The sequence below is a fragment of the Novosphingobium sp. FKTRR1 genome (genome assembly GCF_020404405.1).
Lineage (GTDB): Bacteria > Pseudomonadota > Alphaproteobacteria > Sphingomonadales > Sphingomonadaceae > Novosphingobium.
In genome coordinates this window covers 1-12,529 of the sequence record NZ_JAIZDA010000006.1, presented here as the reverse complement: position 1 = coordinate 12,529, position 12,529 = coordinate 1, and the positions used below count along the sequence as shown (strand labels likewise).

Genomic DNA, 12,529 nt, shown 5'->3' with positions numbered 1-12,529 from the left:
GAACAGTCTATCCGCAGTCATACCGATGGCCCCGGAATGCAGCCCTTCACCGCTCGGGAACGAAGCTGGCTGGACCATGTCCGTTCACGTTCCTCCGCCCGTTTCCGCAAGCCATCGTATCGGACGGCGCAAGGCTGCGCGCGTCCGCCTCGGCATTCCGGTCACGCTGATCCTACTCGATGGCCACCACAAGTGCTGGTTGCTTGACCTGTCGCAAAGCGGTGCGGGCATTCTGGCCACCGGCATCAGCGCGCGTCTGGGTGAAAGCGCGGTCCTCGAAGCCTGCGGGCATGAAGCCTTTGGCATCGTGGTGCGCCGCCACGCCGACCTTGTCGCGCTTGAGTTCGAGGAATTGCTGCCGATGCCGGCCATCGTCGAAATCCGCAACTTCTCCGATAGCTATCGCGCCTATGAGCAGGCGCAGCAGCGCCGCCACGCACGCGAGTTCGTACAAGGGCGCAAGAGCCGCTGCTGACCGGTCATCCCGCCGTTCGCATGCAGGTCAGAACTGCTTGCGGAACTCCAGCTTGATCACCCGTCCCGCCGGATCGAGATACCCCGACTGATAGCGCAGCGGAGTCTGCCCGGTGGCATCGGTGACCTTTTGCTGGCCGTCGAACAGGTTGTCCGCCGCCAGCGTCAGCCGCGCGCCTTTCAGGAAGCCATGCGAGCCGGGCGGCAGATGCGCGATCTGCTCAAGGTTGGCGAACAGGCGCAGATTGACCGTGGCCAGCGGACCGAAGCGCAGCCGCCCCGCCGCCGGAATGTCGGTCGAATCGACATGGGTGCCGCTGGTGTAGGTGCCATTGGCGCGCAAGCCGAAGCCGCGATAGAACACCCCGGCATCAAGCTGGATGCTGTGTCGGGCCACGCCGCTGGTGGTCAAGGCGTCGCCCCTCAGCAGGTCGAGCACGGTGCCCCCCGGCACGATCTGCGCGGTATTGGTCAGTTCGATCGAATGGCTGAGCGACAGGTTCCACCGCCCCCGGCCGTCCGCAGGAGGAGGACCGCCACCAAATCCGCCGGGACCACGGCCTCCGCCAGGTCCGGCGCCAGGTCCGGCGCCTGCTCCACCACCCGGACGCGCGCCCGCGCCGCCAAAGCCGCCCGGCGGCCTGCCCAGCCCGGCACCGCGCAATGCGCCGAATGCGCCGCGCCGCTGTTGCACGCTCGGGTCGGGCTTGCCGAAGTTTCCGCCCAGATTGAGCGTGGTGCGCAGCCGCGAACTGTGCGTCTGGGCAATCGTCACCGGACTGCTGTCGATCGACACGATCCGCCCGGTCACCGCATCGCGCACCACCCGGCCGGGGAACGCAGCCTCGACCTCGGGTGTCAGCCAGGGGAAGCTGCTGGTGGCGTTGTTCGAAGCGTTGCGGAAGTATTCCAGAACCAGCGAACTGTTGGCGAGGAACGGCAGAGTCCATTCGGCCGCCAACTTGATGTCGCGCTGCCGTTCGCGCGCCAGCGAGCGGTTGCCGCCGCTGATGCTGGTGACGACCACGCTTTGCCCGGTGCTGAAGTCATAGACCGTCACCCCCGGCGTCACCACCGTCGGTCCGCCAAGGTCGGACAACCCCGGCGCCGCCTGTGTGCCGATGTAGCTGGCCGAAAGGGCCAGCTTCTCGACCGGTTTCCACGTCAGTCCCGCGCCATAGTCGGTCAGATCGCCGAAGTCGGACAGATGGTGTACCTCGGCATTGACGTTGAACGACAGGTCGCCCAGCGCCGCACCGAAGCCTTCGCGGCGGCTGGTGAGCGGCAGATCAAGGCTGAAACCGACCTGACCATCGCCGCGCTGCAAGTGCGAATCCGTGGCCGCCGTGCGCGTGCTGGTGCCGATGATGCCCGACCAGGCAAAGCCCACTTTGCCGGTCAGCGACACCTCGCCGCCCGGCAGTCGCACCGGCGACCCGCTGAGCGTGGCGAGCGAGGTCACGCTGTCGGTGCGACTGCGTGCGCGATAGGGGTCGGCCGCGTCGGCGGTGTCGATCATGCTGGTGGCATCGACATGGCTGGCATCGAGCGTGGCCGCCATCTGCCAGCTGCCCAGCGGCTTGTTGAGAGCAGCGCCGCCCGAGACCGTGGTGGTGCGCTTGATCGTGTTGAGCGACAGGACCGGATCATCGGACTTCAGCCCGTTCATGCTGTCGCTGCTGTCGCGCTGGACCAACGCATTGAGAGTCAGCCCGGCGCCACCGCTCAGCGGGCGCGCGACCGTGGCGTTGAGCGAGCCCGACCGGGTCGATGCCAACAGGGTGCGATAATCCGCCGGGTTGGCCGATCCGGATGTCGGCGTTGTCGCATAGGCGATGCCGCGCTCGGCCTCGGTCAGGGCGGAACGCTGTTGGTAATCGCCGGTGATGTTGATCCGCGCGCCCTTCTCGATGCGCGTCAGGGTCGCCTCCTCCTCGGCTTCGGCATAGCCGCCGCGCGCGGGCAGGTTCAGGCTGGTTTCGCTGCCAAACGAGCGAAAATGATCCTTCAGGATGAAGTTCACCACGCGCTGATCGGGGCGATAGCCGTATTTCAGCGAGACTTCCTCGGGCAGCACCTCGACCCGGCGGATCGCTTCGGGGGGAAGCCCGCGCATCTCGCGGAAGCTGCTGATCCGCATCCCGTTGAGCAGGATCACCGGCGTGCCGTCACCGCGTCCCCGCCCAGTCCCGGTCTGCGGGACCAGCGCCGCCAGCAGTTCCTGCAGGGAACCGACGCCATAGGCCGCGATATCGGCTTCATCGAGCGTGACGATCGGTGGCTGCTCGGCCTTGACCTGTCCCTTCAGGAATGGCCGCGCGATCACGAGGATCTCCCCGTTGTCGTCCACACCGTCGCCGTTGCGATCCACCGCCAGCGGCTCACCCGACACCGACAGCCCCGCATCGGGTGCGGCTTGTGGAGCGGCCGGCGCATCGGCAAACGCATCGGCAGGCGCCATCGGCAACGCATTGGCGGCAACGACAGCAGGGGTCATGCCTATCGCCGCCGCAGCCAGCGACATTGCTCCACGCAGTTCGATCACGGGTACTCAAACCTCATCGTTGAAAGGCAACCTTGCGGTCGCCTGCAGTCCCGCCGCCTCACTTGTCGATCGACCGACCCGGCGACAACGCAGAAAGCGTATCATTTTGTCGCATTGCAGCATGCTGAACGGATCGGAGCGTGTCAGCATGGCGCAACAAGCCTGTAACGCAGCATCTTCCCTTTTGCGCGCGCGCCCGCTATGGGCGCCACGCGCGGCCCATTTGCCGATTGCCGCGCTATCCACGATACGTTCGGCAACCAGGCACAAAGGCAACCGAAAGCGCCCGATGGCGAAAGAAGAACTCCTCGAGATGCGCGGCACCGTGGTCGAACTGCTGCCCAACGCGATGTTTCGCGTAAAGCTTGAAAACGACCACGAGATCCTCGGCCACACCGCCGGAAAGATGCGCAAGAACCGTATCCGCGTGCTTGTCGGCGACGAAGTGCTGGTGGAACTGACACCCTATGACCTGACCAAGGGGCGGATCACGTACCGCTTCATGCCCGGTCGCGGTGGTCCCGGCCAATTCTGACCCTTTTCAGCCCGGTCGTGACGTGACCGCCTCGGATGTGCCGACAAACGGTGTCGCTGATCCGCGCCCGCCACTGATCCTTGCCTCTGCCAGTCCGCGCCGCCGTGATCTGCTGGCAAGGCTTGGCGTGGTGGCAGATGGCGTTGCCCCCGCCGATATCGACGAAAGTCCTCTGCCGGGTGAGCTTCCCCGCGCGCATGCCGTGCGCCTAGCCGCTGCAAAGGCGCGCGCCGCTGCCGCTCTTGCGCCCGGCGCGCTGATACTGGCGGGCGACACGGTTGTCGGCGCAGGCCGCCGCATCCTGCCCAAGGCCGAGGATGAGGCAACCGCGCGCGCCTGTCTGGCGCTGCTTTCGGGCCGCCGCCATCGCGTGTTTTCCGCCGTCGCCCTGCTCTACCCGGACGGCACGCTGCGCGAGGCGTTGAGCGAAACGATCGTCCGTTTCAAGCGCCTCTCCGACGCCGAGATCGAAGCCTACATCGCTGGTGGCGAATGGCACGGCAAGGCCGGGGGTTATGCCATTCAGGGCGCGGCTGAGGGCTTTTGCGGCTGGCTTGCAGGCAGCCATTCGGGCGTGGTCGGCCTGCCCTTGTTCGAAACGCGCCGCCTGTTGCAGGCAGCCGGAGTACCCCTTGCCTGAATGGCTCATCGAGGAAGGCATCGCCGAAACGCGCGCCATCCTGGTCGAGAACGGCGAAATTCTGGCCAGTCGTGTGGTCTGGGACGACGAGCCATGGCGCGCGGGAGCAGTGACCAGCGCCAGCCTGCTGCACCGCGTGGGCGGCACCCGGCGCGGCGCGGTGCGTCTGCCCGACAACAGCGTCGCCCTGATCGACGGCCTCGACGGCGGCCTGACCGAAGGCGCCGCGCTGATGGTGCAAGTCACCCGCGCCGCCATGGCCGAACGGGGCCGTTCCAAATTGCCGCAGGTGCGCCCCGCTCCCCAACGCCAGCCCACGCCAGCACCCACGCTCGCCGAGGAATTGTCCGCAGGCCCCCACCCGGTCCGCACGCTGCGCATCACCGACCGCAGCTTTGATGTGGCGGGCTGGGACGACCTTGTCGAACAGGCGCTGACCGGTGAGGTGGCCTTCTCTGGCGGAACGTTGCTGGTGTGCCCGACCCCGGCCATGACCCTGATCGACATCGACGGCGCGCTGCCCCCTCGCGCGCTCGCGCTGGCGGCCGTGCCTGCCATCGCAGGAGCCCTTGCGCGCCTCGACATCGGCGGATCGGTCGGCATCGACTTCCCCTCGCTCGAACATCGGGCAGATCGCCAAACGGTCGACGCTGCGCTGGCAGAGGCCCTGTCCGGCTGGCGCGGCGAGCGGACCGGCATGAACGGCTTCGGCTTCGTGCAGCTCGTCGCGCGGCTTGAAAGGCCCTCACAGGTGGCGCGCTTTGCTCTCAACGCTGCGGGTGCTGCCGCCCGCCGCTTGTTGCGTCAGGCGGAGCGGGTGCAAGAGCCCGGCGTATTGCTGCTAACCGCAGCGCCTGCCGTTTTGCGCGCGCTACGCCCCCAATGGGAGGCAGAGCTTGCCCGCCGCAGCGGACGCTCGGTCCGCCGGGTCGAGGACGCAAGGCTTGCACTGCATGCCGGTTTCGCGCAGGCGGTGGTGCCATGACCTCCGCTTCTTCACCCTCGCTTGTTCCGGGCAAGCGCTGCCCCATCTGCGGTCGGCCGCGCGTGGTCGAGCACAGTCCGTTCTGCTCGACGCGGTGCCGCGATCGCGACCTCATGCGCTGGCTGGACGACGGTTACGCCGTGCCCGGCCCACCGGTCGAGGTCGACGAGCAGGACTGACGCAAAACTATCAAAAAAATGCGCCGCCGGGACTGGACAAGCCTCCCCCGCTTCGCCATAGGCGCGCTTCCGATCGCCGGTCGGCCTCTCCAAGGCCCCTCCGGCGCCCGATGCCCGGGTAGCTCAGTTGGTAGAGCACGTGACTGAAAATCACGGTGTCGGCGGTTCGATTCCGTCCCCGGGCACCATTGGCCTGTTCGCCAACATCCGCTAAAACTTGAAAAAATGGCTGAAATCCGCCATGTTCTACGTCGGCCTAACCGCTGATGTCCGCCTATGCACGCCCTTAGCCGGGTGATTCCGGGGGCCACCTTGGGGGCCAGTTTGAAACCGGCGAAAGGCGTGGCCCCCAATGGCACTCACAGACACTGCGATCCGCAATGCGAAGCCCCAAGCAAAACCCTACAAGCTTACGGATGAAAAGGGCCTGTTCCTTTTGGTCCAGCCATCCGGTGGAAAGCTTTGGCGCTTCAAGTTCCGCGTCGATGGCCGTGACGAAGATGGCCAGCCCAAGCGCATCGAAAAGAAGGTAGGCTTCGGCACCTATCCAGACGTGAACCTGAAGGACGCCCGGCGGATGCGAGACGACGCGCGCGCCACTCTGGCGGCTGGCGTTGATCCCGCCGAAAAAAAGCGGCGCGATGCGCATACTGCAAAGGTAAGCGCCGCCAACTCGTTCGAAGCCGCAGCACGCGCCTACATCGACAAATGCAAACGCGAAGGCCGTTCGGAGCGCACCAGCGAAAAGCAGGAATGGTTCCTGAAGCTTCTGGATCGCACCATCGGCCAGCGCCCTGTTGCGGAAATCCAGCCGTTCGAAATGCTCGAAGCGGTGCGGAAGTATGAAACCACCGGACGCACCGAAACGGCGCACCGCGCCATGCAGTTCGCCAGCCAAGTCTTCCGCTTCGCCATCGCCAACCAACTGGCCCCGTCCGACCCGACCCGCGATCTGCGTGGAGCATTGACCAGCCACAAGTCAAAGCATCACGCCGCCATCCTTGAACCGACGAAGGCCGGTGAACTTCTGCGTGCGATCGACGGATATGACGGCCACCCTGTTACCCGTTTTGCCCTGCAAATGGCCGCGCTGGTCTTCGTGCGCCCCGGCGAACTGCGCTATGCGGAATGGTCAGAGTTCGATTTTGACGCCAACGTCTGGCGCATTCCGGCTGGAAAGATGAAAGCCCGCGCCGAACACGTCGTGCCGCTGTCACGCCAAGCGCTGGACCTGCTGGCAGAATTGCGCGCCCTGACCGGCGATGGCCAGTATGTCTTCCCGTCGATCCGCACGCACCTTCGCCCGATGTCGGAAAACACCGTCAACGCCGCGCTTCGCCGCATGGGCTACGCCAACGATGAAATGACCGGCCACGGCTTTCGCGCAATGGCCAGCACGCTCTTGAACGAATCCGGCAAGTGGTCGCCCGACGCCATCGAACGCGCACTGGCGCACAAGGACAAGGATGCGGTGCGCGCCGCATACCATCGCGGGGCGCACTGGCAGGAGCGCGTCGATATGGCGCAGTGGTGGGCCGACTATCTCGACACGTTGCGCACAGGGGCGGACATTCTTCGCTTCCCGAAACAGCAAGCGAGTTAAGACCAACGGCAACCGAGGCTGTTGATAAAGAGGGATACGCCAGCGTCCGCCCTTGTGCATTCCCGTTCTGTTCCACAGAATGGTGGTCATGCCTTCCCCAAAACGTGCGCCAAGCGCATCGAAGCAGGTTGATCAGCGGCGCGAGTGGATCGCTTCTCGCGAAGCTTTGCGCCTCGTGAGTGAGGCCTATGCGCTTCACGATACCGCAGAATACGAAACCACGGCAAAGCGGCACCATGCCGCGATGGCCAAGGCCGCCGATGCGTTGATGCGTCGGCTGACAGAGGGGTCATTGCTGGCCCGCCCGGTCTGGTACCGCTTTGTGCAGGGCAACCATGACAATGGCGAAGAGCATCTAATTCAACTGCAAGAGCAAGACCGGGCGATAAGCCCCAACTTCTGGCGCAACCTGCAACGCTTGCGAAGGTCCGCCGATATTGACTGGATTGCGGGCGACTTCTCGTTCGAAGACAACGATGCAGGTGTTTACGCCACCGGTTCTGCCAACAGTGTGAAGTTCGATCGTTCTGGCTTACCGGCCATTGATCGCCTGACTTCAAAGCCCCCGTCCAACCCCAGCGGTGCGCCACGCAAGTGGGATTGGGACGGGGCACTGCTGCATCTGGCCGCGCTTGCGCATGGAAGCCCCGACGGGCTGTTTCGTGATGACGGCAAAGACCCCAACCAGTCTGACATCGCCCGCCACTTGCGGGCGTGGTTCATCGATACCCACGGTGATGCGCCCGAAACCAGCCAGTTACGCGACTATGGCAAGCGCTTCATGGCGGAACTGAATGCCGTAAAACTGCAGGGTGCCAATAACCTCCGGCACCCGGAGTAATTGGCAGTTTCTGGCAGTTGTTGGCCGACACCCTGCCCGGATTCGCTGATGTTCCATTGCACCCGCTGGCACCCGCCACGGTCCAATTGGAGCCACACCGATGGAACGCATTGCCTACTCGATCAACGAAACCGCGCGCACGCTTAGCCTTGGGCGCACCTCGATCTATGCGATGATCGCTGATGGAAGGCTGGAAGCGTTCAAGCTGGGCCGCCGCACGCTTATCAAGGCGGAATCCATCCGCCGTCTGGTGGCGGGGCAGGAGTAAGGCCGATGCCTGCCCGCCGGGTCAATCCCTACCGGGTGAAGCTGCACCGCATCTATAGCGTGCAGGAACTGGCCGAATGCCTTGGCGTTCACAAGAACACCGTGCGTCACTGGCAGGGCGATGGCCTTCAGGCGATCGACGGCAACCGGCCAACCTTGTTCGAAGGCGCAATCGCAAGGGCATTTCTGCTGGCCCGCCAGACCAGCCGCAAGCGCCCTTGCCCGCCGGGCACGATCTACTGCTTCAAGTGCCGCGAACCCCGCCTGCCCGCCTTGGGCATGGTGGAGTTCATCCCCGGCATGGGCAGCACCGGCAACCTGATGGCGCTTTGCGATGCGTGCGGCACGATGATGCACCGCCGTGCCAACATGGCCAAGATTGCCACGATCATGCCCCGGCTGGCCGTCCAAATCAGGCCACAAAGCAGAGAGGCACCTTGACGGCTAATGGAGCGCGCACGCCCCTCCCTGCATTGTGACAAACCGAAGGACTGACAGCCGATGGCAAAACACAACGCCGCGAACGTCCGGATCAAGGAAATAGACTGTCGCAGCAAAGCGTCGATCGATGCCGTTGCCAAGGCGTCGGAACACAAAAACGGCCCCGCCGCGCCTGATGCCGCATTGCCGAATCCCAAATCCGGAGCGCGCACCAATCGCAGCGAAGCCGCACCCGCAAAGATAGGTTCCTTGGCGGACTCCAGCAATGTTTACTTTCGCCCGACCGGCTGATGCGAAAAGCCCGCCCGCCAGCCGGTATTTGCCTGATGGAGCGCGCGCCACCTAACCAAACAGTGACAAACCGAAGGACTGACAAGCCATGGCAAAGCCCAACGCCGCCAATGCCCGGATGAAGCGGGAATACTTCCAGTATCTGAAGGAAGCGGGCCGTCGCAGCGAAGCGTCGATCGATGCCGTTGCCAAGGCGCTGGACCGCTTCGAACAGGCAAACGGACACAAGGACTTCCGCAAGTTCCACCGCCAGCAGGCCGTCGCGTTCAAGCGCAAGCTGGACGACGAACGGGCCGTGCGCACCGGCAAGCCCTTGAGCCGCGCCACCGTCAATTCGACGCTTTCGGCCTTGCGCGCGTTCTTCGTCTGGCTGGCGGGCCAGCCGGGTTACAAGTCCTGCCTGCGCTATGGCGATGCCGACTATTTCAACCTGGCCGAAACCGAAGTGCGCATTGCCAAGGCGGTGCGGCACAAGGCCTTCCCGTCGCTGGAACAGGTGCATCATGTCTTGTCGGCCATGCCCTGCGAAACCGACATCGAAAAGCGCAACCGCGCGCTGGTGGCCTTCGCGTTGCTGACCGGCGCGCGCGACGGGGCGCTGGCTTCGTTCCGGCTGAAGCACGTCGATCTGCAAGAAGCCCGCGTCGATCAGGATGCGCGCGACGTGCGCACGAAAGCCAGCAAGACCTTTTCGACGTGGTTCTTCCCCGTTGGTGGCGATGCGCTGGCGATCGTGCGCGACTGGTGCCAGCACTTGCGCTCCGTCCTGCTCTGGTCCGATGAAGACCCGCTGTTTCCGGCAACGCGTGTGGCGCTGGGCACAAGTGGCGGCTTCGTTGCGGCGGGCTTGCGCCGCGATGGCTGGACCAATGCCGGACCGGTTCGCAAGATTTTTGCCGATGCCTTCGCTGCGGCTGGCTTGCCCTATTTCAACCCGCATTCGTTCCGTGACACGCTGGTCCAGCTTGGCGAACGCGTGTGCCCCAACATCGAAGCGTTCAAGGCGTGGTCGCAGAATCTGGGCCACGCCCACGCCATGACCACGCTGACCAGCTACGGCACGATGTCTTCGCACCGGCAGGCCGAATTGATCCGGGGCATTGCGGCGGACCGGTCAACCCCGTCGATCGATCCCGCCACCTTGGCGCAAGTCATGGGCATGTTGCAGAAATTGGGCGGCAAAGGCTTGGCGTAACCCCTTGGCGCGGCGGCGGCGGCACTGCTAAGCCTTGCGCAAAGGGGCAAGACTTTGAGCCGTCAGCTAATCAACGAATATCGCGCCGAACTTGACCGGCTGCGCACAGTGTCCGGTAGCCGCCGTGAAAGCGTGCTGCGCGAGGCGTTCAAGGATTTGCTAAAGCGGTGGGGACGGTCGCAAGACCTAAGCTTTGTGCCTGAGCACGATATTGTAACACCGCAAAAGAACCGCATCTACGTCGATGGCGCTCTTTTACACGCCCTGCGGGTTCCGTTCGGATATTGGGAAGCCAAAGACGCTGACGACGATCTGGACGCGGAAATTGCGGCGAAGTTCCGCAAGGGATACCCGCGCGACAATATCATCTTCTCTGACGATCACACCGCCGTGCTGGTGCAGGACGGCACCGAACTGGCCCGCGTGGCCATGGACGATACCGACGCGCTCTATGGCCTTCTGACGCGGTTCTTCGCGCATGAACGGCGCGAGATTGCCGAGTTCAACAAGGCGGTGAAGCAGTTCGCGGCGGACCTGCCAGCCGTGCTGGACGCACTACGTGCCCTTATTGCTGACAAGCGCAAGGCTTCGAAGGATTTCGACAAGGCCGAGAAAGCCTTCCTGAAGCACGCACAGGACGCCATCAATCCGGCAGTGAGCCGCGACGATGTGCAGGAAATGCTGATTCAGCACGTCCTGACCGAAGACATCTTCGCCAAGGTTTTCGACAACCCTGACTTCCACCGCCAGAACAACGTGGCGAGCGAGCTTTACAAGCTGGAGGACAAGCTCTTCGCGCGCGGCGAGAAATCGATGCTGCTGCGCGCGCTTGCCCCCTACTATTCGGGCATTGCCGCCACGGCTGCGGTGATTTCCACTCATTCGGAAAAGCAGGGCTTTCTCAAGGGCCTCTACGAGAACTTCTACAAGGTCTACAATCCGAAGGCGGCGGACAAGCTGGGCGTGGTCTATACGCCGGGCGAGATCGTGCGGTTCATGATCCGCAGCACCGATTGGCTCTGCGAAAAGCACTTTGGCAAGAACCTGATAGACCGGGGCGTCGAAATACTCGATCCGGCCACCGGCACTGGCACGTTCATCGTGGAACTGCTGGAAAGCTTTCGCGGGCATGGCGACAAGCTGCGCCACAAATACAAGGAAGAGCTGCACGCCAACGAGATTGCGATCCTGCCCTATTACGTGGCCAACCTGAACATCGAAGCAACCTATCAGGCGATCACAGGGCAGTTTGCCGAGTTCGAGAACCTGTGCTTGGTCGATACGCTGGACAATGTGGCGGCCTTGGGAATCTATTCGGGCCACCAGTTCGATATGTTCGGTTCGATCACGGATGAGAACGTCGAGCGGATTAAGCGGCAGAATCGGCGCAAAATCAGCGTTATAATCGGCAATCCGCCTTATAATGCGTGGCAGGAAAACTATAATCAGGACAATGCTAACCGAGCTTATGCGCGCGTAGATGAGCGTATCAAGCAGACTTACATCAAAGAGGGCACGGCGCAGAACAAAAGCAGCGTCTATGACATGTATACGCGCTTCGTTCGTTGGGCATCTGATCGCATTCCAGATGATGGCATTGTCGCATTCGTCATAGGCCGAAAGCCTATTGCAAAAGCAGCTTATGACGGTTTCCGCAAAGTGGTGGCGCGGGAATTCAATGAAATCTGGCTGATGGACTTAGGCGGAGACGTTCGAGAGAATCCTAAGCTTTCCGGCACGACGCACAATGTCTTTGGTATTCAGACGGGCGTGATGATCGCGCTCATGGTCAAACGAAAAGGCAAATCCGGCGCACGTATACGTTATGCGCGTCGCCCTGAGATGGAGACTGCTGAGGATAAGCTATCTTGGCTCGCTCACACACAATCCATTGGCGGATTGGAGACAGAAGAAATTAGGCCAGATGGAAAGCACGATTGGCTGAACCAAGCTGAAGACTCTTGGAGCGAATTTTTGCCACTCGTCGACGTGAATACGAAAACTGACGCGAGGTCTACAGCTACAAGGGCCATTTTCAAACTCGTTTCAAGCGGCGTTCAGACCAAACAAGACGAGTGGGCCTATGGAGACGGGGCCGCTTCAGTCTCGGACAAGATGACCTATCTAATCGCTGCCTACAACCGAGCGCTAGTGACCGGCAATAAATCGAGCACAGACATTAAATGGCACAGAGAATTAGATAAGCGCCTTGCGTCTCGTACAGAGATAAAATTTGAACAGACCAAGGTTAAGTCCGCGCTCTACAGGCCATTTATGAAGAAGTTTCTCTACTTTGATAGAGTCACAAATAGCCAGTCTTTTCGAATGCACGAGGTTTTTCAGGATACCGATAATCCCTCCATAACGTTCTTAGGTAAAGCATCCTCAAATCTGCTTGCGGTCTTAGAGCCCGAGCGAAAAGTGGTTGAGCGATATCAGTAGGTTGTGATTCAGCGTCGTTGTCGAGACGATGGAGGAAGCACATGCCCTGGACTGATACCGCTCGCCGCAAGCATATGCGGGAAGGTGCGGG

Annotated in this window: 13 protein-coding genes and 1 tRNA gene; 13 read left to right on the top strand and 1 reads right to left on the bottom strand. The window is 62.7% G+C overall.

Features of this window, described 5'->3' with window-relative positions; translation table 11 throughout:
• Window positions 1-76: 76 nt before the first annotated feature.
• Window positions 77-475: a PilZ domain-containing protein gene (locus LDN95_RS07885; RefSeq protein WP_226017116.1), complete on the top strand. Its 399-nt coding sequence runs from the start codon at window positions 77-79 to the stop codon at window positions 473-475.
• Window positions 476-502: 27 nt separating this feature from the next.
• Here LDN95_RS07885 and LDN95_RS07880 read toward each other — a convergent pair whose 3' ends face one another.
• Window positions 503-3,019: a TonB-dependent receptor gene (locus LDN95_RS07880; protein WP_226017115.1), complete on the bottom strand. Its 2,517-nt coding sequence runs from the start codon at window positions 3,017-3,019 to the stop codon at window positions 503-505.
• Between the two features lie 289 nt (window positions 3,020-3,308).
• Here LDN95_RS07880 and infA point away from each other — a divergent pair, with 289 nt between their 5' ends.
• The 12 genes from infA to LDN95_RS07820 all read left to right on the top strand — a co-directional run bounded on the left by infA (window position 3,309) and on the right by LDN95_RS07820 (window position 12,438).
• Window positions 3,309-3,554, top strand: a complete 246-nt coding sequence (infA, locus tag LDN95_RS07875; protein WP_226017114.1) for a translation initiation factor IF-1 — start codon at window positions 3,309-3,311, stop codon at window positions 3,552-3,554.
• A 22-nt stretch (window positions 3,555-3,576) separates the two neighbouring features.
• Window positions 3,577-4,194: a Maf family nucleotide pyrophosphatase gene (locus tag LDN95_RS07870; RefSeq protein ID WP_226017113.1), complete on the top strand. Its 618-nt coding sequence runs from the start codon at window positions 3,577-3,579 to the stop codon at window positions 4,192-4,194.
• Window positions 4,187-5,179, top strand: a complete 993-nt coding sequence (locus tag LDN95_RS07865; RefSeq protein ID WP_226017112.1) for a ribonuclease — start codon at window positions 4,187-4,189, stop codon at window positions 5,177-5,179. Before LDN95_RS07870 ends, LDN95_RS07865 begins: the two co-directional genes overlap by 8 nt.
• On the top strand, window positions 5,176-5,358 hold the full coding sequence (gene yacG, locus LDN95_RS07860; protein ID WP_226017111.1) for a DNA gyrase inhibitor YacG: 183 nt from the start codon (window positions 5,176-5,178) through the stop codon (window positions 5,356-5,358). Before LDN95_RS07865 ends, yacG begins: the two co-directional genes overlap by 4 nt.
• A gap of 112 nt (window positions 5,359-5,470) precedes the next feature.
• A tRNA-Phe gene (locus LDN95_RS07855) sits at window positions 5,471-5,546 on the top strand.
• 164 nt (window positions 5,547-5,710) lie between these two features.
• Complete coding sequence (locus LDN95_RS07850; protein WP_226017110.1) at window positions 5,711-6,961, top strand: integrase arm-type DNA-binding domain-containing protein; 1,251 nt, start codon at window positions 5,711-5,713, stop codon at window positions 6,959-6,961.
• Window positions 6,962-7,040: 79 nt separating this feature from the next.
• On the top strand, window positions 7,041-7,802 hold the full coding sequence (locus LDN95_RS07845) for a hypothetical protein (RefSeq protein WP_226017109.1): 762 nt from the start codon (window positions 7,041-7,043) through the stop codon (window positions 7,800-7,802).
• A 100-nt stretch (window positions 7,803-7,902) separates the two neighbouring features.
• Entirely contained in the window at window positions 7,903-8,070 is a 168-nt protein-coding gene (locus LDN95_RS07840; RefSeq protein WP_226017108.1) for a helix-turn-helix domain-containing protein, read from the top strand.
• Window positions 8,071-8,075: 5 nt separating this feature from the next.
• A complete protein-coding gene (locus tag LDN95_RS07835) occupies window positions 8,076-8,510 on the top strand; it encodes a helix-turn-helix domain-containing protein (RefSeq protein WP_226017107.1) in 435 nt (144 codons plus the stop codon).
• Window positions 8,511-8,570: 60 nt separating this feature from the next.
• Window positions 8,571-8,801, top strand: coding sequence for a hypothetical protein (locus tag LDN95_RS07830; protein WP_226017106.1), 231 nt, complete (start codon window positions 8,571-8,573; stop codon window positions 8,799-8,801).
• Window positions 8,802-8,889: 88 nt separating this feature from the next.
• Window positions 8,890-9,996: a site-specific integrase gene (locus tag LDN95_RS07825; RefSeq protein WP_226017105.1), complete on the top strand. Its 1,107-nt coding sequence runs from the start codon at window positions 8,890-8,892 to the stop codon at window positions 9,994-9,996.
• A gap of 54 nt (window positions 9,997-10,050) precedes the next feature.
• Window positions 10,051-12,438 carry a type ISP restriction/modification enzyme gene (locus LDN95_RS07820; protein ID WP_226017104.1) on the top strand — a complete coding sequence of 796 codons (2,388 nt, stop codon included), beginning with the start codon at window positions 10,051-10,053 and terminating at the stop codon, window positions 12,436-12,438.
• Window positions 12,439-12,529 lie beyond the last annotated feature (91 nt).

Bases quoted from the DNA above. Each gene is read 5' to 3' on its own strand.
- infA (WP_226017114.1), top strand. From the start codon at position 3,309: ATGGCGAAAGAAGAACTCCTCGAGATGCGCGGCACCGTGGTCGAACTG.
- LDN95_RS07830 (WP_226017106.1), top strand. From the start codon at position 8,571: ATGGCAAAACACAACGCCGCGAACGTCCGGATCAAGGAAATAGACTGT.
- LDN95_RS07845 (WP_226017109.1), top strand. From the start codon at position 7,041: ATGGTGGTCATGCCTTCCCCAAAACGTGCGCCAAGCGCATCGAAGCAG.
- LDN95_RS07825 (WP_226017105.1), top strand. From the start codon at position 8,890: ATGGCAAAGCCCAACGCCGCCAATGCCCGGATGAAGCGGGAATACTTC.
- LDN95_RS07835 (WP_226017107.1), top strand. From the start codon at position 8,076: ATGCCTGCCCGCCGGGTCAATCCCTACCGGGTGAAGCTGCACCGCATC.
- LDN95_RS07840 (WP_226017108.1), top strand. From the start codon at position 7,903: ATGGAACGCATTGCCTACTCGATCAACGAAACCGCGCGCACGCTTAGC.
- LDN95_RS07850 (WP_226017110.1), top strand. From the start codon at position 5,711: ATGGCACTCACAGACACTGCGATCCGCAATGCGAAGCCCCAAGCAAAA.
- LDN95_RS07885 (WP_226017116.1), top strand. From the start codon at position 77: ATGTCCGTTCACGTTCCTCCGCCCGTTTCCGCAAGCCATCGTATCGGA.
- yacG (WP_226017111.1), top strand. From the start codon at position 5,176: ATGACCTCCGCTTCTTCACCCTCGCTTGTTCCGGGCAAGCGCTGCCCC.